Origin of the sequence: Stenotrophomonas sp. SrG (assembly GCF_050031795.1) — a bacterium.
Lineage (GTDB): Bacteria > Pseudomonadota > Gammaproteobacteria > Xanthomonadales > Xanthomonadaceae > Stenotrophomonas > Stenotrophomonas rhizophila_A.
Window position 1 is genome coordinate 300,483 of sequence record NZ_JBNBBE010000001.1, and the last position, 20,844, is coordinate 321,326.

General features: G+C 67.0%; 17 protein-coding genes. 1 reads left to right on the forward strand and 16 read right to left on the reverse strand.

Going from position 1 to position 20,844, the window contains the following annotated elements:
* Positions 1–22 precede the first annotated feature (22 nt).
* The 6 genes from ACQG3P_RS01275 to fusA all read right to left on the reverse strand — a co-directional run bounded on the left by ACQG3P_RS01275 (position 23) and on the right by fusA (position 6,855).
* The gene (locus ACQG3P_RS01275) at positions 23–1,447 is read right to left on the reverse strand and encodes a basic amino acid/polyamine antiporter (RefSeq protein ID WP_426803975.1); all 1,425 of its coding nucleotides are present in this window, start codon (positions 1,445–1,447) and stop codon (positions 23–25) included.
* A gap of 114 nt (positions 1,448–1,561) precedes the next feature.
* A complete protein-coding gene (locus ACQG3P_RS01280; protein ID WP_426803976.1) occupies positions 1,562–2,230 on the reverse strand; it encodes an ATP-binding cassette domain-containing protein in 669 nt (222 codons plus the stop codon).
* Positions 2,220–2,903: a molybdate ABC transporter permease subunit gene (gene modB, locus ACQG3P_RS01285; RefSeq protein WP_068851857.1), complete on the reverse strand. Its 684-nt coding sequence runs from the start codon at positions 2,901–2,903 to the stop codon at positions 2,220–2,222. The genes ACQG3P_RS01280 and modB overlap by 11 nt, the downstream gene beginning before the upstream one ends.
* Positions 2,904–2,906: 3 nt before the next feature.
* Positions 2,907–3,647: a molybdate ABC transporter substrate-binding protein gene (gene modA / locus ACQG3P_RS01290; protein WP_426803977.1), complete on the reverse strand. Its 741-nt coding sequence runs from the start codon at positions 3,645–3,647 to the stop codon at positions 2,907–2,909.
* Positions 3,648–3,711: 64 nt separating this feature from the next.
* Entirely contained in the window at positions 3,712–4,632 is a 921-nt protein-coding gene (locus ACQG3P_RS01295; protein ID WP_426803978.1) for a M14 family metallopeptidase, read from the reverse strand.
* Between the two features lie 186 nt (positions 4,633–4,818).
* Positions 4,819–6,855: an elongation factor G gene (fusA, locus tag ACQG3P_RS01300; RefSeq protein ID WP_426803979.1), complete on the reverse strand. Its 2,037-nt coding sequence runs from the start codon at positions 6,853–6,855 to the stop codon at positions 4,819–4,821.
* 517 nt (positions 6,856–7,372) lie between these two features.
* On the opposite strand from fusA, the gene ACQG3P_RS01305 reads away from it, so the two are divergent.
* The gene (locus tag ACQG3P_RS01305) at positions 7,373–9,571 is read left to right on the forward strand and encodes a TonB-dependent siderophore receptor (protein ID WP_426803980.1); all 2,199 of its coding nucleotides are present in this window, start codon (positions 7,373–7,375) and stop codon (positions 9,569–9,571) included.
* Positions 9,572–9,594: 23 nt separating this feature from the next.
* On the opposite strand, the gene ACQG3P_RS01310 is transcribed toward ACQG3P_RS01305, so the two are convergent.
* The 10 genes from ACQG3P_RS01310 to ACQG3P_RS01355 form a co-directional block, all read right to left on the reverse strand.
* Positions 9,595–10,371 carry a heme ABC transporter ATP-binding protein gene (locus ACQG3P_RS01310; protein WP_426803981.1) on the reverse strand — a complete coding sequence of 259 codons (777 nt, stop codon included), beginning with the start codon at positions 10,369–10,371 and terminating at the stop codon, positions 9,595–9,597.
* Positions 10,368–11,408 (reverse strand): FecCD family ABC transporter permease, encoded by a 1,041-nt coding sequence (locus ACQG3P_RS01315; protein ID WP_426803982.1) that lies wholly within the window; start codon positions 11,406–11,408, stop codon positions 10,368–10,370. Before ACQG3P_RS01315 ends, ACQG3P_RS01310 begins: the two co-directional genes overlap by 4 nt.
* A gap of 13 nt (positions 11,409–11,421) precedes the next feature.
* Positions 11,422–12,477, reverse strand: coding sequence for a heme/hemin ABC transporter substrate-binding protein (locus tag ACQG3P_RS01320; RefSeq protein ID WP_426803983.1), 1,056 nt, complete (start codon positions 12,475–12,477; stop codon positions 11,422–11,424).
* A gap of 52 nt (positions 12,478–12,529) precedes the next feature.
* Positions 12,530–13,912, reverse strand: coding sequence for a YncE family protein (locus ACQG3P_RS01325; RefSeq protein WP_426803984.1), 1,383 nt, complete (start codon positions 13,910–13,912; stop codon positions 12,530–12,532).
* A gap of 91 nt (positions 13,913–14,003) precedes the next feature.
* On the reverse strand, positions 14,004–14,948 hold the full coding sequence (locus ACQG3P_RS01330) for an alpha/beta hydrolase (protein ID WP_426804030.1): 945 nt from the start codon (positions 14,946–14,948) through the stop codon (positions 14,004–14,006).
* A gap of 207 nt (positions 14,949–15,155) precedes the next feature.
* A complete protein-coding gene (locus ACQG3P_RS01335) occupies positions 15,156–15,323 on the reverse strand; it encodes a hypothetical protein (RefSeq protein WP_176472691.1) in 168 nt (55 codons plus the stop codon).
* Between the two features lie 172 nt (positions 15,324–15,495).
* Positions 15,496–16,731: a hypothetical protein gene (locus ACQG3P_RS01340; protein ID WP_426803985.1), complete on the reverse strand. Its 1,236-nt coding sequence runs from the start codon at positions 16,729–16,731 to the stop codon at positions 15,496–15,498.
* Complete coding sequence (locus ACQG3P_RS01345; RefSeq protein ID WP_426803986.1) at positions 16,731–19,277, reverse strand: TcfC E-set like domain-containing protein; 2,547 nt, start codon at positions 19,275–19,277, stop codon at positions 16,731–16,733. The genes ACQG3P_RS01340 and ACQG3P_RS01345 overlap by 1 nt, the downstream gene beginning before the upstream one ends.
* A gap of 88 nt (positions 19,278–19,365) precedes the next feature.
* The gene (locus ACQG3P_RS01350) at positions 19,366–19,866 is read right to left on the reverse strand and encodes a CS1 type fimbrial major subunit (protein ID WP_426803987.1); all 501 of its coding nucleotides are present in this window, start codon (positions 19,864–19,866) and stop codon (positions 19,366–19,368) included.
* 69 nt (positions 19,867–19,935) lie between these two features.
* A complete protein-coding gene (locus ACQG3P_RS01355; protein ID WP_426803988.1) occupies positions 19,936–20,697 on the reverse strand; it encodes a CS1 fimbrial subunit B flags: Precursor in 762 nt (253 codons plus the stop codon).
* Positions 20,698–20,844 lie beyond the last annotated feature (147 nt).

Here is a 20,844-nt window from a genome sequence, read left to right on the forward strand (position 1 = left end):
GCTACCCGCGACCGGCGGTGGATCAGATCTGAATGTAGCCGGTGGCGATCCAGTAAACGCCTACCACCGCACCGACCACGGCCAGGCCGAGGATCACATAGTCCGAGACCTTGGTGAATATCTTCGAGCCCTGCTCCCTGCGTGCCCAGAAATAGAGCAGGCTGCCGGGTGCATACAGCACCGCGGAGAGCACGATGTACTTCATGCCGCCGGCATACAGCATGAAGGCGGTGTAGACCGTGGCCAGGATGGCCAGCACCAGGTCGCGGTTCCGCTCATGCGGCCGCATGTCATACGTCTCTCTGCGGCCGGTGACCTGCAAGCCGTAAGCCGCCACCAGCAGGAACGGGATCAGCGAAATCGCACTGGTCAGGTTCAACATCAGGCTGAAGGCATCGCGCGACCAGTAGGTGCTGATCACGATCAACTGGATGATGATGTTGGTGGCCCACAATGCGGCCGAGGGCACGCCATTGGCATTCTCCCGCGCGAAGATCGCCGGCATGTCCTTGGTCCGCGCAGCGGCAGACAGTACCTCGGCACAGATCAGCGACCAGGTCAGGTAGGCCCCCAGGACCGATACCAGCAAGCCGATGCTGACGAACACCGCGCCCCACTGGCCCACCACCGCTTCCAGCAGCGCTGCCATGGACGGTTGCCGCATCGCGGCGATGTCGGCACGTGGCAGCACCGCGAAGGGCAGCAGGGTGACCAGCACCATCAGCGTGGTGACCACCAGGAACCCGGTAATGGTCGCCGCGCCCACGTCCTTGCGGTCCTTCGCATAGCGCGAGTACACACTGGCACCCTCGATGCCCAGGAACACGAACACGGTCACCAGCATGGTGGCGCGCACCTGTTCGAAGATGCTGCCGGTGAGGTCGCCACCGTAGAAATTGAAGCGGAACAGATCCATCTTCATGGCAAACGCCATGATCACCAGAAACACCACGATAGGGATGATCTTGGCGATGGTGACAATCTTGTTGATCGCCGCGGCCTGCTGCACACCGCGCAGGATCATGAAATGGAACAGCCAGATACCGGCCGACGCGACCAGGATGGCGACAACGGTGTTGCCGTCGCCGAATACCGGGAAGAACGCGCCCAGCGTGGATTTGATCAGCACCCAGTAGGAGACGTTGCCGATACAGCTGCCGATCCAGTATCCGAACGCGGACAGGAAGCCGGGATAGTCACCAAACCCTTCCTTGGCATACGCGAACACGCCTGCGTCCAGTTCCGGCTTTCGCTCGGCGAGCATCTGGAACACCCGGGCCAGCATGTACATGCCCAGGCCGGCGATCAGCCACGCCACCACCGCACCCAGTGGGCCGGTGGCCCCGGCGAAGGTTCGCGGGAGGGAGAAAATACCTGCGCCGATCATGCCGCCGACCACCATGGCGGTAAGTTGCGTGCGCGTCATCTTCACGACGTTCGAGGACATGGCGGGCGTCCACTGGCAGGCTGGAGCATTCAGGATGGAGAGCAAATCGTCAATTCGACGTGAGTGCTTTGCGACTATCCGGAAACCGTCATCGAAGCGTGTTTTCAGCAGTATTCAGCGGTTTTTTGCCTGTCCGTCGACCAGCTCCACCACCTGCTGGCCGAACATCGCCACGTCCACCGGATCATGGCTGATCAGCAGCAGCGGAATGTCGGTGGCCTCCAGTACGCCCTGCAGTTCCTGCCGCAGGTGATCGCGCAACGCGTGGTCCAGTGAGGCAAACGGCTCGTCCAGCAGCAGCGCCTGCGGGCGTGTCACCAGCGCCCGTGCCAACGCCGTGCGCTGGCGCTGCCCGCCCGACAGCTGGGCCGGCATCATCTGTGCCAGGTGCTCGATGCGCAGTGCCGCCATCCAGCGTTCCACCTCGGGGTCGGCCTCCCGGCGCCGGGGATTGAACCAGCCGCGACGCAGGCCGAACGCGATGTTCTGGCGCACGGTCAGGTGCGGGAACAGGGCGTAGTCCTGGAACACGTAACCCAACCGGCGCTGCTGGGGTGGCAGGTGAATGCCCTGCGCGGCGTCGAACAGCGTCGCACCGCCCAGCCGAACATGGCCATCGTGCGGTCGCAGCAGGCCGGCGATGGCCTTCAGGGTCAGGCTCTTGCCCGCGCCGGAGGGGCCGAACAGCACCACCTGCCGCTGGCTGCACTGCAGCTGCACGTCCAGCGTGAACCGCTGGCCGGGGGCTTCCATCGTGCGGCGGATATCCAGCTCAAGCCACATCGCGCATCTCCCGGCGGCGCCCGCCGACCAGCCGCGCCGCCGCCAGCAGGATGAGGATGCACACCACCGAGGTGAGGATAACCAGACCGTTGGCGGTGTCGTCATGCCCGGCCTGCACGGCTTCGTAGATCGCGATGGACAGGGTCTGGGTGCGTCCGGGAATGCTGCCGGCCACCATCAAGGTGGCACCGAACTCACCCATCGACCGCGCGAATGCCAGCAGCAGCCCGGCCAGGATGCCACGCCAGGCCAGCGGCAGGCTGACCCGCAGGAACAGTGCGAACTCGGAGACACCGAGCGTGCGCGCAGCCTGCTCCAGCTGCCCGTCCACGTCCTCGAACGCCGCGCGTGCCGGCTTGAACACCAGCGGCAGCGAGGCAACGGCAGCGGCGATGACCGCCGCCTGCCAGGTAAACACCAGGTTGATGCCGAAGCTGGACTGCAACCATGCGCCCAGTGGCCCGTTGCGCCCGATCACCACCAGCAGGTAATACCCCAGCACAGTTGGGGGCAGCACCATCGGCAGGGTCAGCAGCGTGTCCAACAGCTCACGCCCGGGGAAACGGCGCCGCGCCAGCAGCGCGCCCAGCGCCACGCCCAGTACCAGGTTGATCGCCGTGGCCCAGCCAGCAACCTTCAGCGACAACCAGAGCGCGGACCAGTCCAGCGCCATCGATCAGGGCGCGCCGAAACCGTGGCGGCGCAGGATCGCCTGGCCCTGCGGCGAGACCACGAAGGCCACGAACCGGCGCGCTTCCGCCGCGCGGGCGCTGTCCTTGATCACCGCCACCGGGTAGTTGATCGGGGTCTTCAGCGGCACGTCGAAGGCACGCACCACCCGGCCGGGCATGGCCTGGTAATCGCTGGCGTAGACAAAGCCGGCATCCACCTCGCCGCGTGCCACGTAATCCAGGGACTGGCGCACGTTCTGGGTCGTGATGGTCTTGCCTGCGATCGCCTCCCACAACCCGGCGTCCCGAAGCGCGGCGCGTGCATAGCGGCCCACCGGCACGCTGTCCGGATTACCGATCGCCACCCGCTGCACGCCCTTCTCTGCCAGCGCGGCCAAGGATGCGGGGGCATCCCTGCGGCCCGGCGGCACCACCACCACCAGCTGGTTGGTGGCGAAGATCTGGCGGGAATCGGTTTCCAGAAGTCCGGCCCTCGCCGCCTGCACCATCGTTTCGGTATCGGCAGTGGCCAGTACATCCACCGGCGCGCCGCGCGAGATCTGCTGCAGCAGCACGCCCGACGCGGCGAAGTTCAGATCGACCTTCCTTCCTGGATGCGCCGCCTCGTACGCGCTGGCGATGTCACGGAAGCTTTCAGTCAGGCTGGACGCGGCCGATACGGTGAGTTCGGCGGCGGTGGCCGGCAACGCGGCCACCATCAGCAACAGGAAAAGCAATCGTTTCATCGGTCAGGTCCCGGAGGGTTGCCCCGATGATAGCCACGGCGGGATGCCCGCCGCGCGAAGACCGTTACCCTGCCTGCATGGCGAAGTCCAACCCGGCGCGCACGGCAGCCACCTGTGCGGCGTTGCACTCCGCCGGCGTGGTCCGCGGGCTGTCCGGGTACACCTCGGTGGTGGTGGCGAAGCGGGCACTGGTGAACCCGGCGCAGGCACCGATCGAGCGCGATTCGCCCCACACCACGCCCGGCGACTGCAGCGGCAGCCCGACCAGGTTGCCCTGCGCGTCGGCGGGGGCGATGTGGGTAATGGGGGCCACGGCGGCGATCAGGGCACGCTGGAAGGCCGGTTCCGGATTTTCGCTGTTGCCGATCACATAGAAGCCGTCGGGAATGGTTTCCGGGTGCCACGGCTTGCCATCGCGCGAGGCCAGCGCCGGGTCGAACTCATGCGCGTCGCTGTCGGTGGTTTCGTGCAGGTCCAGGTGCACCAGCAGGTCGTCGTTGCGGGCAGCGACCCAGTGCATCAGCGAGGCCGTTTCAACGATGCGGCCACCGTCACGGAAGCTGCGGTTGGGGTCGATCGCATCGCGGTTCCAGCGCTGGATGCGTTCGTAGCCCCAGGGGCACACGCAGGGGGCGACGATCAGGTTGATGCGGTCGGCGTAGTCCTGCGCGTGGTCGCGCAGGAACTGCAGCGCGCCGTGCACGCCGCTGGTTTCATAACCGTGCACACCGCCGGTGACCAGTGCGGTGGGTAGCGCCGGGTCCCAGTTGCGGGTCTTGGCCAGCAGCAGCGGGTAGGTGTGGGTGATGGCTTCAAGCTGGCCGTACTGGACGATTTCCAGTGCATCGGGCAGCGCATTCAACGCGGCGACCACGTCGTCGACGTAGTGGCGCTGCACGACCTGGCGCGCGCGCCATGCTGCGCGCTCGGCATCGCCCCAGGGTTGGCCGGGGATACCGACGGGGTAGAAATGGGGGGTGGTCATGGGGCGCTCCTGAAACGGTTGCGCCTATTATCGCGCATGGCTGTTTTACGTGCGCAGGGTCATGGCTTTGACACGCATGGCTCGTTTACGTGCGCAGGGTCATGGCTTTGACACGCATGGCGTGTCACTACGATCCTTGGTCGCTTGGGTTGGGGCCGGCATTGCCGGCCCCTTTCCTTTTGACATTCAGGCGGCTTGTACTTCTTCGTAGCCGTTGAAGCGCATGTCGCTGGATGCGCGGCCCTGGGTCAGCGAGCGCAGCGAGGTGGTGTAGCCGGACAACTGCGCCAGCGGCGCGTAGCCCACCACTTCCGCACGTCCACCCTGGTCCTCGATGGAGGCGATGCGACCACTGCGGCGGTTGAGGTCGCCCACCACATCACCGACATTCACCGACGGCACGTGGATGGCCACTTCCATCACCGGCTCCAGCAGGCGTGTTCCGGCCTGCAGCAGCGCGGCCTTCACCGCTTCGGCACCAGCCCGATGGAACGCCATGTCGGACGAATCCTTGGCATGGGTCTGCCCATCGACCAGCGCCACCTCGATGCCCACCACCGGATGGCCACGCGGACCTTCCGACAGCGCGCTCCGCACGCCCTTCTCCACCGCCGCTACGAAGCCGCGCGGGATCACGCCGCCTACGGTGCGGTCGACGAAATGCACCTCGCCGTCCTCGCGTGGGCTGACATCCAGCACTACCCGGGCGTACTGGCCCTGGCCGCCGGTCTGCTTGACCACCCTGCCTTCGATGCCACGCACCGCCTGCTTCAGCGTTTCCTGGTAGGCCACGCGTGGCGCGCCGGTGCGGACGTTGACGTTCCACTCGGTGCGCAGCCGTTCCACCATCACTTCCAGGTGCAGCTCGCCCATGCCCCAGACCAGGGTTTCGCCGCTGTCCGCTTCGGTTTCGACGCGGAACGACGGGTCTTCCTGGGCCAGGCTGGACAGGCCCTGCGCGATGCGGATCAGGTCGGCCGACTTTTCCGCAGTCAACCGCCACGCCAGCACCGCGTGCTGCGCCTGGATGGTGTCCAGCAACAGCGGGCGCGAGGGTGCACTGAGCGTTTCACCGCTCACCGCATCCTTCCAGCCCAGCACCGCCACGATGTCACCGGCCACCGCCTGCTTGATGTCGTGGGTCTGGTCGGCCTGCACCCGCACCAGCCGGCTGACCCGGCGTCCCTGCGCATGCTGCGAACTGGCCAACGCATCGCCCACCTTCAGCGTGCCCGAGTACACCCGCACGAAGCTCAATGCGCCATGGTGCTGGTGCGTGATCTTGAACAGCAGCGCCGCCAGCGGCCCATTCGGATCCGGCGGCAGGCTGACCTCGCCCGCTTCCTCCGTGGCCACCACGGCCGGCCGGTCTTCCGGCGCGGGCAGGTAGTCCACGATGGCATCGAGCAGGGTTTCAATGCCCTTGCTCTTGAACGCCGCACCCGCCAGTACCGGCACGCCGGCACCGGCCAGCGTAGCCCGGCGCAGCGCAGCGCGCAGCGCGGCGGGTTCCACCGCACTTCCGTCCAGCCAGGCTTCGCCCAGCAGTTCGTCGTGGTCGGCCACCGCTTCCACCAGTTCCGCACGCCGTGGCTCCCACTTGCTGTGCTCAGCGGTGGTCCACGCGGTGCGGGTCGGCGTGCCGGCGTCGTCCCACTGCACGGTGCTGCGGTCGACCAGGTCAACCCAGCCGTGGAAGGCGTTCTCGGCGCCCAACGGCCAGCCGAGCGCCCACGGCCGCGCCTGCAGCTTGTCCTGCAGCTGCGCCAGCACGCGCTCGAACGAAGCGCCGATGCGGTCCATCTTGTTGACGAACGCGATCAGCGGCACGCCATGGCGACGGGCTTGGTGCCACACGGTTTCCGATTGCGGTTGCACGCCATCCACGGCGGAGAACACCGCCACCGCACCGTCGAGCACGCGCAGCGAACGTTCGACTTCAATGGCGAAGTCGATATGCCCGGGCGTGTCGATCAGGGTCAGGTGGTGGGTCGGTTCGCCGCGCGGCGCCCAATGCGCCTGTACGGCGGCCGCGCCGATGGTGATGCCGCGCTCGCGCTCGATCGCCGAGAAGTCGGTGGTGGCGGCGCCATCGTGGACTTCACCGACGCGATGGATCTCGCCGGTTTTCCACAGCAGGCGTTCGGTGAGCGTGGTCTTGCCGGCGTCGATGTGGGCAATGATGCCGAGGTTGCGCCGGAGGTTCTGGGTCTGGGTGTTCATAAAAGGGGTCTCGCTGCTGCCAACATCAGGGAGCCGCACGCCGCCGTTGGCTAACGGGCGTGCGGCCAGGTTTGGGGCTCGGCGATCTGGTGCATGGCACGTTCTCCTTGATGCGTGGTGTTACAAAACACTGAAACGAAAAAAGCGCCCAATGGGCGCTCTGTCTGGGGTCCTGCGGTGATCGAATCCGATCAGCCGCCAGAGGAGCCGCGAGGCAGACGCGCCCGTCCCGCGAAAGCGCGGGTGCGAGTAAAAAACGTCAGGAGCGGCATCGAGTTCATGGCGGTGGTTGAGAGGATCTGCGGCGAATTCTAGACCTCTGCGTACGGGTTGCAAGCGGTTTTTACTTCCACGGATAGAACACTGACGGCTATCTCGAGTGGATTATTACGTTGGCGCGAACTAACTCCCTCCGCCCCGGTTTTTACATGCGAATAGGTCGCAATTGCATTGCGTGTCGGAATCTTTAGAATGGCGGGTCAACGTCGCTCTGCGACGACCCTGACGCTGGCAGTACATGACCCCCTCCCCCGCTTCGTTCCGCCGGTTGCGCCCCAACCTGCTTGCCCTCGCCTGCTGCATCGCCAGCGCCGCCGCTCCTGTCGCCTTTGCGCAGAACGCCACCGATCTGGATGCCGTCCAGGTCAACGCCTACCGCGCGGCCAACAGCACCAGTGGCGCCACGAAGACCACCACCAGCATTGCGGAAACGCCACAGTCCGTCGCCGTGATCGAACGCGCCGAACTCGATGCGCGTGGCGTGCAGTCGCTCAACGACGCCATGCGCTATGTAGCGGGCGTTAGCCTGGAAAGCAGCGGCATCGACAACCGCGTGGACGACTTCCGCATCCGTGGGTTCGATGCCGGCAGCTGGGCCAACAACGTAACCCTGGACGGCATGCGCGCGCCGCAGGGCAGCCAGTGGAACCGCAGCATGTTCGACAGCTGGAACCTGGAACGCGTGGAAGTGCTCAAGGGCCCGTCCGCGGTGATGTACGGCCAGGTCGCACCCGGCGGCATGGTCAACCAGGTCAGCAAGACCCCCACCCCGGACCCGCAGCAGCTGCTGCGCCTGGGCGTAGATGCCAACGGCCAGTACAACGCGGCCTTCGACATCGGCACCGGCAGCGATGACAACACGCACCTGCTGCGTCTGGTCGGCCTGTACCGGGATGGCGACACCCAGATCAAGCACACGGCGCAGGAGCACTGGTTCCTCGCGCCCAGCTACACCTGGCAGATCGCCGAACGCACCCGCCTCACCCTGCTCGGCATGTACCAGAAGGACGACGGCGGCTCCACCTACCAGTTCCTGCCAATGGCCGGCACCCTCAACGCCACGCCCCATGGCCACATGAAGAACAGCACCTTCATCGGCCAGCCGGACTGGAATACCTTCGACCGCACGCTGTGGACGGCGGGCTGGATGTTCGAACACCAGTTCAACGACCACCTTACCCTGACCCAGAACGCACGCCGCACCCATGTGGATTCGCTGTACCGCGGCGTGGTCACCTTCGGCGCGCTGAATGCCGATGGCCGCACCCAGAACCGGCGCGGCGTACAGGGCACCGGCGATTCCGACGGCGACACCTTCGATACCCGCCTGCAGGCCCGCTTCAGCACGGGCGCGGTGGACCACACCGTACTGCTCGGCTGGGATTGGCAACGGGCAGACTGGGAAGGCGTGCGCAGCGCGATGACCAACCCGCGCGCGATCGACATCTTCGATCCCGTTTACTACCCCTACCAGCCCACCGTCACCACCGAAACACCCACCGCCGGCATCAACCGGCAGAGCGGCGTGTACCTGCAGGACCAGCTGGCCGCCGGCCACTGGCGCCTGACCCTGGGCGGCCGGTATGACTGGACCAAGGACGACACGCTGAGCGCCACGCGCAACATCGCCACCGGCATCTCGCAACCGGGTGCGCACAACGTGATCAAGAACGAAGCGTTCACCGGTCGTGCCGGCGTGCTGTATGTGTTCGACAGCGGTCTGACCCCGTATGTCAGCTATGCCGAATCGTTCCAGCCCTCCAACAAGTCGCCATTGGACAGCTTCACCCAGACCGCGTTCGACCCGGTGACCGGCTCGCAATGGGAAGCCGGTCTGAAGTACCAGCCGGCCAGCGTCGATGGGCTGGTCACCCTGGCCGTGTACGACCTGCGCCAGCAGGACATGATTGTCGATGACCCCGTGGCCAGCCACCGCAACTGCGGCGCTACGGGCACGGCGGTCTGCTCGATCCAGGGCGACGAAGGCCGCGTGCGCGGCATCGAACTGGAAGGCCGCATCACGCCGATCGAGGGGCTGAGCCTGATCGGTGCGGCCTCGCGGATGGACTCGGAAATGCTGACGTCAGCGGCCTACAAGGGCAAGCAGCTGGCCATGGTGCCCGACTACAGCGCTTCATTCTGGGCCGACTACACCTTCCAGGCCGGTGCGCTGCGTGGCGTGAGCCTGGCGGCTGGCGCGCGCTACAACGGCGTGAGCTACGGCGACAGCGCCAACCTGTACCGCATTCCGTCCTACACCCTGTTCGACGCTGCGCTGCGCTATGACCTGGGCCAGCATGGCAACACGCACGTGCAGCTCGCGCTCAACGCCAGCAACCTGGCGGACAAGCGGTATGTGTCTACCTGCACCGGCGTGTCGTCCTGCTATTACGGCAGCGGGCGTACCGTGATGGCTACGGCGACGTTTGGCTGGTAATCCCAGCCGCGCAGGGCGTAGCGCTACACGGAAGGATCGGCGACGACCACCAGCGGCACATCGCGTTGCGGGTGCCGCAGCACCAGCACCGGCTGCTGGTATACCCGCTCGATGTGCTCGCGCGTCAGCACCTGGTCCGGCGTTCCATCAGCCGCCACCCTGCCCTGCTCCAGCAGCACGATCCGGTCGGCATACCCCGCCGCCAGGTTCAGGTCGTGCAGCACGATGATCACGCATGCGCCGCTGTCGGCCAGCTGCCGCACCGCACGCAGCGTCCGCTCCTGGTGCCGGAGGTCCAGCGCCGCGGTCGGCTCATCGAGCAGCAGCAGCGGCGTGTCCTGGGTGAGCACCCGCGCGAACGTGGCCCGCGCCGCCTCACCGCCGGACAACGTCTGCACCTCGCGCCGCCGCAACCCCACCATCTCGGCCTGGCCCAGCGACTGTTCCACCCGCGCCGCATCGCGCAACGCATCGGCCGGGTGCGGCAACCGCCCCATCGCCACCACCTCGTCCACCGTGAACGCAAAGCGCACTGCATGGTCCTGCGGCATCACCGCCCGCTCGCGCGCCAGCGCCATCGCCTTCCAGTGCGCGATCGGCTTGTCGTGCAGGATCACCTGCCCGGCATCGGCCTCGACGTCGCCACTGGCCACCGCCAGCAGCGTCGACTTGCCCGCCCCGTTCGGCCCGACCAGCGCGGTCACCGTGCCCGGCACGAACCCCAGGTGGATGTCGTGCAGGATGGACCGCTCACCGAAACGAACGCCCACGCCATCCAGTTGCAGGAACGGCGCGCTCATACCGTGCCACTCCGGCGCTGGTGCAGCACCAGCCACAGGAAGAACGGTGCACCCAATGCTGCCGAGAACAAGCCCAGCGGAATCTCCGCGGGCGGGTCCAGCGTACGTGCGGTGGTATCGGCGACCACGATCAACACCGCACCGGTCACCGCCGACACCGGCAGCAACCAGCGGTGCCCGGGGCCCACCAGCATGCGCACCACGTGCGGCACCACCAGCCCCACGAAGCCGATGGAACCGGCGAATGCCACGGCCGCACCCACCAGCAGCGCGCTGAACGCAATCAGCTTCAGCCGCGTGCGCTTCACGTCCAGACCCAGGTGCTGCGCCTGGCGCTCCCCCAGCGCCAGCATGTCCAGCGGCGTGGACAGCCGCAGCAGCGCGAACGTCCCCAGCACGAACACCGGCAGCGCCGCCGCCAGGTCAGCCCAGTCGGCCTGCGCCAGCGAGCCCATCTGCCAGAACACCAGCGACTGCAGCTCGCTTTCGCTGGCGATGTAGGTCAGGAACCCGATCGCCGCCGAACAGAACGCCGCCATCGCAATGCCTACCAGCAGCAAGGTCGCCGTGCCCGTGTTACGCCCGGGCCGCGCCAGCGCATAGGTGAGGCTGATCGCCGCCGCACCCCCGGCAAAGGCCGCCAGCGGCAGCGTCCAGCCGCCCAGGCTGCCGGCGCCCAGCACGATGGCCGCCACCGCGCCCAGCGCCGCGCCCTGGGTCACCCCCACGATGCCCGGATCGGCCAGTGGATTGCCGAACAGCCCCTGCAGGCTGGCCCCGGCCATCGCCAGTGATGCCCCCACCAGCGCGCCCAGCAGCGCACGCGGAATGCGCAGGTTCCAGACCACCGCCATGTCGCGCTGGCTGACCTGCGCGGGGTCGAGCATGCCCAGCTTGACCGCCACCGCCTGCACCACCTCCAGCGGTGGCAGGCGCAACGGCCCGACCGCGAACGAAGCCAGGATCGCACCGAGCAGGGCCAGCGCCATCATCGCCAGCACCCATCCGCCTGCACGTCTACGCGTAGCGCGTTCCATCACAGCGCCCGGCTCACGGCGACGGCAGTGCCGCCAGCGCCTTGGCCAAGGCCACCGCACCGCTGCCGGAGCCCACGCTGGCCGCCTTCAACTGCACGTCCGGCATCACCCACACCCGGTTGGCCGCGCCGGCCGGGGTCTGTTTCAACGTCGGGTAGGCCTTCCACAGGCCCGCCTCGCCCCCGAACAGCTGCAGATCGTTTTCGGTCACCAGGATGACCTCCGGCGCTGCGGCCACCACGCCTTCATTGCTCAGCGCGGAATAGTTGGCCACCCCCGCTTCGGTGCCGATGTTCACGCCACCGGCCAACCCGATCAGCTTGCCCGAGGCACTGTCGGCGCCCGCCACGGTCGGCGCGCCGCCAGCCCCGGTCGCGGAAAGATGGATCACCCGCGGGTGCACCTTGCTGCTCGCCGCGATCGCGGCGGCTTCCTCCAGTTGCGCCTGTACCTGCGCTGCCAGCGCGTTGCCGGCCTCGGCCACGCCCAGCGCGGCCGCCACCTTGCGCACCTTGTCCGGCGCCGGCTGCAGGTCATCGATCACCACGGCCGCCTCACCGGCACCGCGCAGCTTCTTCGCCAGCTCGGTATGCCGGCGCAGGCTGTTGCCCAGGAACAGCGTCCCTTCCAGGCTCAGCACGCCTTCCACGCCGGTGGTGCGGTTGAACAGGAACTGCTTGGGCACCTTGCGCCCTGCTTCGGTGGCCGAACGCAGCGGCGCGGCATACACCTGGCCGCCCAGGCCCAGCGCTTCGATCACCGCGATGACATCGTCGCCGCCGGCCACGATGCGCGAGGCATCTTTCACCGTGACCTGTTCGCCGTCATCGGAGGTCACCGTCACCGGAAGCACCGGGATCAGGTTGGTGCTGGAGGGCACATTGGCGCCGGCCAGGTGCAGCCAGCCCTGCGGCAGCGCGGCAGGCGATGATGCGTTTGCGGCGTCGGCCGCCTTCGGCGCGGCCGCCGCAGGCGCTGCCGTTTCCGCGGGATTGCCACCGCAGGCAGTCAGTGCGGCTGCCAAGGCCAGCACCAGCAGATGCCGGCGCGCGGTCAGGGAACTGGACATGTCATTACTCCGTCAGGTGCGCGCAGGACCGCAGCCCCGCGCGCGGAATGCATCAGCGGCGGGTCGGGGTGATGCGGGTGATGCGGTCGCCCTTCGGGTCTTCCGCACCGCGCGACTTGTTGACCGCGAACACGTTGCCCTTGCCGTCTTCGCGGACGTGGTTCGGGAACGTGCCGCCGTCCAGGTTGCCGACCACCTTGCCGTCGCCATCCACCACGGTCACCGTGCCGGCACCACGATTGGTGACGTAGGCCAGGCCGGACACCGGTTCGAACGCCACGTTCAGCGCGCCCGCGCCCACCGGCACATCGTGCAGGACCTTGCCACTGGCCACGTCGACGATGAGCAGGTTGTCGGTGCCCTGCGAGGCCACGTACAAGCGGTTGCGCTTCGCATCGAAGGCTACGCCGGAGGCGCTGATCGAATTGCCCAGGTCGATGACCTTCTCGACCTTGCCGCTGGCCACGTCGATCACTGCCGCTTCCGGTGTCCCGATGCTCACCGTGAACAGCTTGCCGCTGGCTTCATCCAGCACCAGGCTCATCGGCACGAACTTCTCGTCGTCCACGCCGGATGCCAGCGTGATCGGCTCCAGCGCCTTGAAGGTCCTGGCATCGAACACCGACAGATGGTCTTCGCCAGCCGCCGACGCGAACACCTTGCCACGCTTGGCATCCACCACCACGTCACGCGCATGCGGCACCGCGCCCACCGGGAACTGGTGCACCAGTGACAGATCCGACTGGCGGTACACCGCCACCGTGTCCTGGCGGGTGTTGCTGACCCACACGTTGCCGTTGGCATCGTCCACGCCCACGCCATACACCGCAAACACGCTGCCGCCCTTGGCATCGGGCACCTGCGCCGGGGTGATCGCCTTGAGCACCTTCAGCGTCTTCGGGTCCACCTTTAGCAGCTGCGACTGGGTCACCGGCGGGCGGCCCACCGCCGAGGTCACGAACAGCGCGTTGCTGCCCGCGCTGTAGGCGCTCTGGTACAGCCCCTGCACCAGCTTGCCGGAACTCTGCTGGAATGCCTGCTGGCCGCTCAGCGGCAGGTTCGGCGACACCCGCAGGGCCACCACGGTCGCAGCAGCCGGCTGGCTGGCGCGCACCACCACCGGGTGCTGGCCGGGCACGGCGTCGGCCGGGATCTGCACGCTGGCCTTGAAGTTGCCCTGTTCGTCCACCACCACCGGCGTGGCGTTGAGCACGGTCTCGCCGCGCAGCAGCGTCACCTGCTGGCCGGGTACGAACGCGCGCCCGGTCACTTCAGCGGTGCTGCCGGGAATCACGTTCTCGTTGCGGGCGCTGACCTTGCCACGGAAGCCGTTGGCCGGCGCATCGAACACCGGCTGTGCGGACACCGCGCCGGTGGGCAGCGACAAGGCCAGGGCCAACGCCGCAACGCGCGGGAGGGAAATCAATCGGGACATAGCAGACTCCTTCTGTAGGGGCGCGCCAGCGGCGCGTGTCACAAGGGTTGCCTTGGCAGGGCCGGATCGGCGCAGCCTGGGTAAGGAAAAATCAATCGGCGCTCTTGTCGGCCACGCCGTACAGCGCCGCCAGCGTGGCTTTCAGCGAAGCCGGCAGCATCGGGCCGTGGCCAAGGCCGGGAAATTCGCGGTACGTCACCTGCAGCCCGGGCACCTTGGCCAAGCGCCCGCTCAGCGCATGCGCGGCATCAGGGGTGGCACCGGCGATGCGGCGCAGGTGCGCCACCACGCGCGGGTTGCTCATGTCACGCACGCCGCGGTTGCCGCTGCGCTCGTCGCCGCCGAGCATCAGCCACAGCTTCGCCGGCGCGGGGTGCGCGATGAAGTCCTGCTCCATCGCGCCCTGCGGCGCGCCCTGGCTCCACCACAAGGAGGGGCTGGCGCTCACGTACTGCTGGAATGCGGTCGGCTGGGTGTACAGCGTGCTGAGCACGAACAGCCCGCCCAACGAGTGGCCCCAGAGCGATTGCTGCTGCGTGTCCACCCGGGCGCGGCGCTCCACCTCGGGCTTGATCCGCCTTTGGATGACCTCCAGGAACGCCTTGGCGCCGCCGCCGCTGGACTGGGACGTGCCGTTCTCATCATCGGCCGTATCCACCCACGCGGTGTAGTCGAGCGTGCGGGCGGGTGAATCAATGCGGAGGTCGTTGTCGTAACCGATGAACACCAGCACCGGCGCGGCATGTGCGGCCAGGTCGCTCAGCATCGCCTGGTCGAACACCATGGCCGCTGCGTTGCCATCCAGCATGTACAGCACCGGCGCAGGCGCGTCTGCCTTGCGCACAGGCACGCCGACGTTGACGCGCCAGCGCCGCGCAGGCTCGCCACTTTCGATCACGAAACGCTCGAACCGATAGCTCTGCGGCGGTTGGTCCAGTACGGTCTCGCCGACCTTCTGCAACGGGTTGCGTTGCTGGGCGGCAACCGGCGCCATCGCGACCACGCCCAGTACTGCGGCAACGCCAGCGTTGCGCAACCACGGAGAGAAATCGGAAATCAGACGGGAAAACACGGAGGGCAAGACCCAGGGCAAGACGATCGCCCCAGTGTAACCGAAATGCGAATGGGTATCACTTGCTTCGTCAAAACCCTTTGACGGTAGGTCACGACCGTTGGTCGTGACCCAACAAACGGAAAGTCCGGCCCAAAGGCCGGACTCCGGTCATAGCGTTGCTGCAGCAGCTTATTCTTCTTCTTCCTGCTGGCCGCCCTGCTGGTTGCGCTCGCCCTTCTGGTTCTGGTCCTGCTGTTGCTGCTGGCCCTGGCGCTGCTGGTCCTTCTGGTTCTGCTGGTTCTGCTGGCCCTGCTGCGGATTCTGCTGGCCCTGCTGCGGATTCTGTTGGTTACCCATCATGCTTCTCCGGTAGACGGCGTCGAAAGCGATGCCGGTAAACCAACAGTAGGGACCGCCGCGTTACCGCCGCGTGCGCTGACGATGCCGCGCGTCAACGGAAAACGCATGTACGTAAACAGTTCAGAACTGAACCTGTGTGCCGTCACGCTGTTGTCGCACTCCGCATGGATCAGGGATCCGCATCGAAGATCACCGTCACGTCACCGCGATACCGGCTGCCGGGATGGTCCAGCATCGTTCCCACCGCCTCGCCATTGACGGCAAAATGCAGTCTGGAGGGGCGGCGGATGATGAAACTCTCGGCGGTCATCACAGGTGGCGTCATCGTGGTGGTCAACGCAATGCCAACCGCCTCTGCCCCCGACGATGCATCGCGGAAACCTGGCAGGGTCAGCTGGATATCGAGGGCCGCGTCTGGGGCATCCACGGTTTCGTTGCGGATCGCACAGCGGCCATCCAGGCGCGCGTGCTGGCACTGCAGCGAGACGCTGAACTGCCCGGAGCTGCTGATGCTGAAGGGAAGCTCGCGCTCCAGCGCCTTGGGCACGATCCCATGGTCCGTCCACTGCGTCCACCCGCCGCGAGGGGCAAGCACGGCGCGATCGCTCCCTGCCGGAACCTCCAGCTGGAACGCATGCTGGACCTCCAGCTGGAAGTGCACGTTGACGATATTGTCATCCAACTCAACGCCGTTGCCCAAGTCGAAGTCGGCACCCTCGCCCGTACCGCCCACGCGGAACGAGGTCATTCCGGTGTAAACCCCGCTGCGCATGGCCAACGGTGCAGGGGTGGTCAATTGGTAGGTGAAGTCGAACTCGGCGATGGCGTAGTTGTTCGTATGCAGCCAGTGCAGCGCGCAGGCCAGCACGCCGTCGCCCCGGTCCTGGCGCAGCCACAGGCGCATGACGCTCCGGTTGTTTGCATTGGTGTTGCTCAACGCCCGGTTGCAGTTCCTGGCGGCGCCCGTGGAGGCAGGCTCGGTGGGCCCGTCGCCATCCTGGTCGACCAGGCGCAGCGCAGCGCCAATGATCTTCACCCCCAGATCGAACGTATGCGTTCCATCGTCGGAGGTGACCGTTACGGTACGCGGCCCCGGCATGCCGATGTAGAAGCTGTCACGCCCATAATCGTTCGTGCGCACGCCCTGCTTGGTGCCCCGCACCTTGGTGTCGATGCTCCACCAGTCGTTGTCGATGCATGCCTGCAGGTGCACGCTGTTGCACACCCCCGACCACGGCGTCGTGTTGACGAACTCCCGCTTGTTGGGGTCATTGATGTCCGGCTTGAACTCCGCGGTGATGTAGATGTCGGCGGCATGGGCGCCAGCAGCAGCGGCAGCCAACGCAATGGCTGCCGCCGTGCGACGCACGCCACGCAGCAAGTTGGAGGGGGAACGTTCAAACATCACGGCATTGCTCCTGCAGCGGGTGCAGCCGACGACGACTGCGCATGTCCAGGGGAGGTCGATGGGCACGTGAGGATGCCGGCCATCCACGTGTCGCCCTGCGGGCGGGTGGTCGTGCCGTCCAGCGCAAAGGTGCAGCCGGTCACCCTGGGGTGGCGGACTTCCAGGCTCGGCACCCTGGCACTCATCTCCAGCGCGAAGAAGCCATCGGCCTCCGCCACGCTGCGCCCGGCATGGTTGATGACGTGGGCGCCGGCCAGCGGCTGCCCGGCGGTATCCTTGAGATGGCCCATCACGGTGAAGGTGCTGAGCACGTCCACCTTGCCGTAGGCCACGCCTCCCTTGTTGAGGTGATAGTCCAGCGTGGCCGGCTGGATGCTCGCAGCCGGCGCGGCGCGCCCATGGAAGTCGACCTGCAGGGCGCCGGTGCGATACGCAGTGACCGGCAGGAAGTTGCGGCCAGGGTGGAGCGCGTAGGAGCCACCGCGGCTGTCGTATGCGCGCAGCTCCACATCGGGCAGCTCGGAGCTCACGTCCACGATCATGCCGGTATCGACACTGCCGACCTGCCCCGCACCGGCGATGGCAAGCTTGCCGCCGCCCATGGCCAAGGTGCTTTCCAGGTTCAGGCCGCCACTGACGGTGCCGCCCAGCGACGAGCGCTGCGCATGCACGTCGCCGCGCAGTGCAGGATGCTCGAACTGCGCGTTGCTGCTCAGGCCCAGCCCATCGCTGTCCAGCGTGGCCTGGCCGGCAACACTGCGCAGCAGACCCTCTTCATAGGTCTGCTGTACCCCCGCGCTGGCGTACAGGCTGCGCCCGCCATCGGTGGCGGTGCGGCTGCCAAGGCTGCCGCTGTAGCGACGCCCCTCCTGGCCCAGCGCGATGTTCAGGGTGAAGTCGACACCACGGTTGCGGCGCGTGCCGCTGCTGGCACTGGCCGGGCGGTCGAACACCGCAGCGCGCCAGGTTGCGTCGCTGCCGAACAGGGTCTGGCGACGGCTGAAGGACAGGTCGAGCCCAACGCCGTTGCTGGTGCCCCTGTGATGCGACATGCGCGCGGCAACGTAGCTGCTGTCACCCAGGCGATGGTTCATGCTCAGCGCACTGGTCTGCAGCCAGCCCGAGCGGGTCTGCGGCAGCTCGGCACCGGGCGGCAACGGCGGGTAGGCGTCGTCACCAGGGCGGCGACGCTCCTGCCAGCTGCGGTTGTGCGAGGCGATCACGGTGCCTTTGCCATGGCGCCACATGCCTTGGAGATCGACGCCATTGCCGTGGTCGCCGCTGTAGGCGTTGGTATGGATGTTGGCACGGTCGTTGACCTGCCAGTCCAGCGATCCAGCGACGGCATTCCCGCCATCCAGGTGCTGGGCAGACAGGCCGAGGATCGCACGCGGATGGGCCAGGTAATTGACGATGCCGCCAGCGGCGAAGGCGCCGGCATTGGGGTCCTCCAAGGTGTCCAGCAGGCTGTGCTGGACACCGGCGAACGTGCTGTAGCGCCAGCGGCGGCTCGGGTCGCGCCAGTTGCCCGGCTTGTGGATCACCGTGGTTTCACGCGAGCTTTCGCGTCCCTCCTCGATGACCCGCAGTTCGACCTCGTAGATGCCGCCCGGCAGGCGACGGGTATCCAGCTCCTGCAGGCCCGGCTGCAATGGCTGGGTCTGGATCAGGCTGCCGTCGCGGAACACCTCCACGGTGCCCTCGCGGTTGGCGGTCACGTACACCGGATACAGGCTCGGTGCGCGCGAATCAATGGCCAGGCTGTCCGATGAGCCGGCCATCATGCCCACGGTGGTGTGGCTGAACGAGCCGGGCGCATGCGGCTGGCGGGTGACGCCCTGGAAGTTGGGCAGGAAGTAACCCACGCGCAGGAAGTTGTCGCGGAATTCGCGTTGCGCGTAAAGGCTCTGTACCGACTGGCGCAGCTGCCCGGGTTCATCGCTGCTGCGGTCGACCTGGTAGTTGCCGACCAGCGTCCAGTGTCCCAGGCTGCCCTGTGCGTCGAGCGCGTAGCGGCCGGCCGTCGCCACGCCCTGCCCTGCATAGGCGTTGAGCTGGTGGCGCAGGATCAGGCCGCGACTGCCGTCTTCAGGCAGCGCGAGGTGGCGCTGCTGCGTGGCGGCGCGCCCACCGTTCTCGGTGGCGATGGAAAGCAGCGAGCTCTCCAGGCTGTAGTGAAGCCGCACCAGGCTGTCATTGCAGGCCTGTTCGCAGGCGCCCAACGGACGCGGTGCAGCCAACGCCTTCAACCAGCGCTCGCGTTCGGCGGCCGGTTCGGTGCTGTCGTGGCTGTCGGTAAACTCCAACAGCGACAAGGTATTGTCGCGGGTCAGCACCGCACGGGCATCGCCCAGGTACTGACCATCGCGTTCGACCCGTACCACCAGGGGTACGTCGAAGAAATGGTCACGGAAGTCATCGGGCAGCCCCCCTGCCTGGTCAAGCAGGGTGAGGCTTTCCAGGGCCGCAGGCGCAGCCTGCACTGCTGCAACGCTGCAATGGAGCATGACGGCGGTGGCGAGGGGAAGCAGACGCGGTGACATGGTCATTCCTGTGCATGAAGAAGGGGCGCGAGCGCGCCCCTCCTTTGGCAGCCGGAGCTGCCGGGGTGAAACATGCGCAGCTGCGCGATTACGGGGTGCCGCTCTCGAACATCATGAAAACGTTGCCTTGGTAGGTGCCCTGCACGTAGCTCTCGCCGGCCGGCGCAGCGGCGGTGATGGCAACCGCAGCGCGCTTGCTCGCGGCGGCTTCGGTCGCGGTGGCCACTTCAACCGCGTTGGCGGCACCGACCTGCAGGTCCTGGCCGGCAACGGCCACGGTCAGGTCGATCGCGTTGCCGGCGCTGGTCAGCATGGCTTCGGTGGTCAGGTAGGCGTTGATGGCGCCCAGGCCGCTCTTCATGTCGACCTGCTGCAGGATCGGATCCAGGCGCTGGGTCGCGATGTTCCAGCGCATGTTCTGGGTCTGGCCAGCCCAGTCGCCGACCGGCGAGATCTGCAGGCCGGTGGCGGACGGCACCGTGGCTTCAACCGTCACCTGGATGGGGAACTGCTCGGTGGCGGCCATGGCGACAGCCGGGGTCAGGATCAGGGCAGCCGCAGCGGCCAGGACGGTGGTCTTGAGGTTCATTTTTCCTGCATCTCCAACGGAAAGGTGTCGCCTGGAGTCCGGCGACGGGACGGCGGTTCCGGGCGGAACCTAGCGGGTGAGCAGGACGTCCTTGCGGCTGTCCCCCTCAACGATCTGGAAGCGGTGCAGATGCCCGGCACTGCGAGCGAAGCGTTCGGTCCGCCCGGGCAGCAGGTGCACCTTGCGCGACGGGGAGCACTTGCCCGCGTTGTCCTGCGCACTGCACTGGCGGATGTCGTCGAGCACCACCGTGGTATTGCCGGCATTGCGCAGCTGCACGTGGCTGTCGTGCGTTTCGGTCTGCACGTCGTAGCGGGGCTGGTCGGGATGCACGATCACGAACACGCCATAGCCGGTCAATACGTTGACGCCGGCCGAGAGCTCGTTGCGGTAGTCATCACGCTGCGCGTCGGTCAGCGCGAATTCGTCTTCGGACTGTGGCAGCACCGGCACGAAACGCACGCGGTAGTAGCGTTCGGTGCTGCGATCCCCCTGCACCAGCAGGCGCGTGGCCTGTTGGCCCTGCGCCGGCACGATCAACCGCGACGGGCTGGCAATCAGCCCGGCGGCGGCAGCGGTGCCGGAGGTATCCACCGGAATCTCCTGATGGGTGCCGTCCGCGGCGTAGCGCACTTCGCTGATCTGCACACGGACGAACGCCGTGGCATCGCCGGTGTTGCGCACGCGCTTCAGCAGCGCCCCCTTGCCCGGCTCGGCATATTCGTACATCGCCCCCACATGGATGCTTGGAGCGGCAGCCTGGGCCGGATGAGGCGATGCCGTCATCACCATGGCCATTGCTGTCGCCAGCGCGGTCGTCAGACGCTTCATCGAAGGGACTCCTGTTATTGAAGGGTCGATCACGAAAGCCGGTTGTCATAACCGTCTCGAATCGAAGGCGAAGCATAGGCAGCCGCCTCCTGTCGCCCTATGCAACTCGTTGCAAGACACCCTGAAATAAATTGCAACCGCGATTGG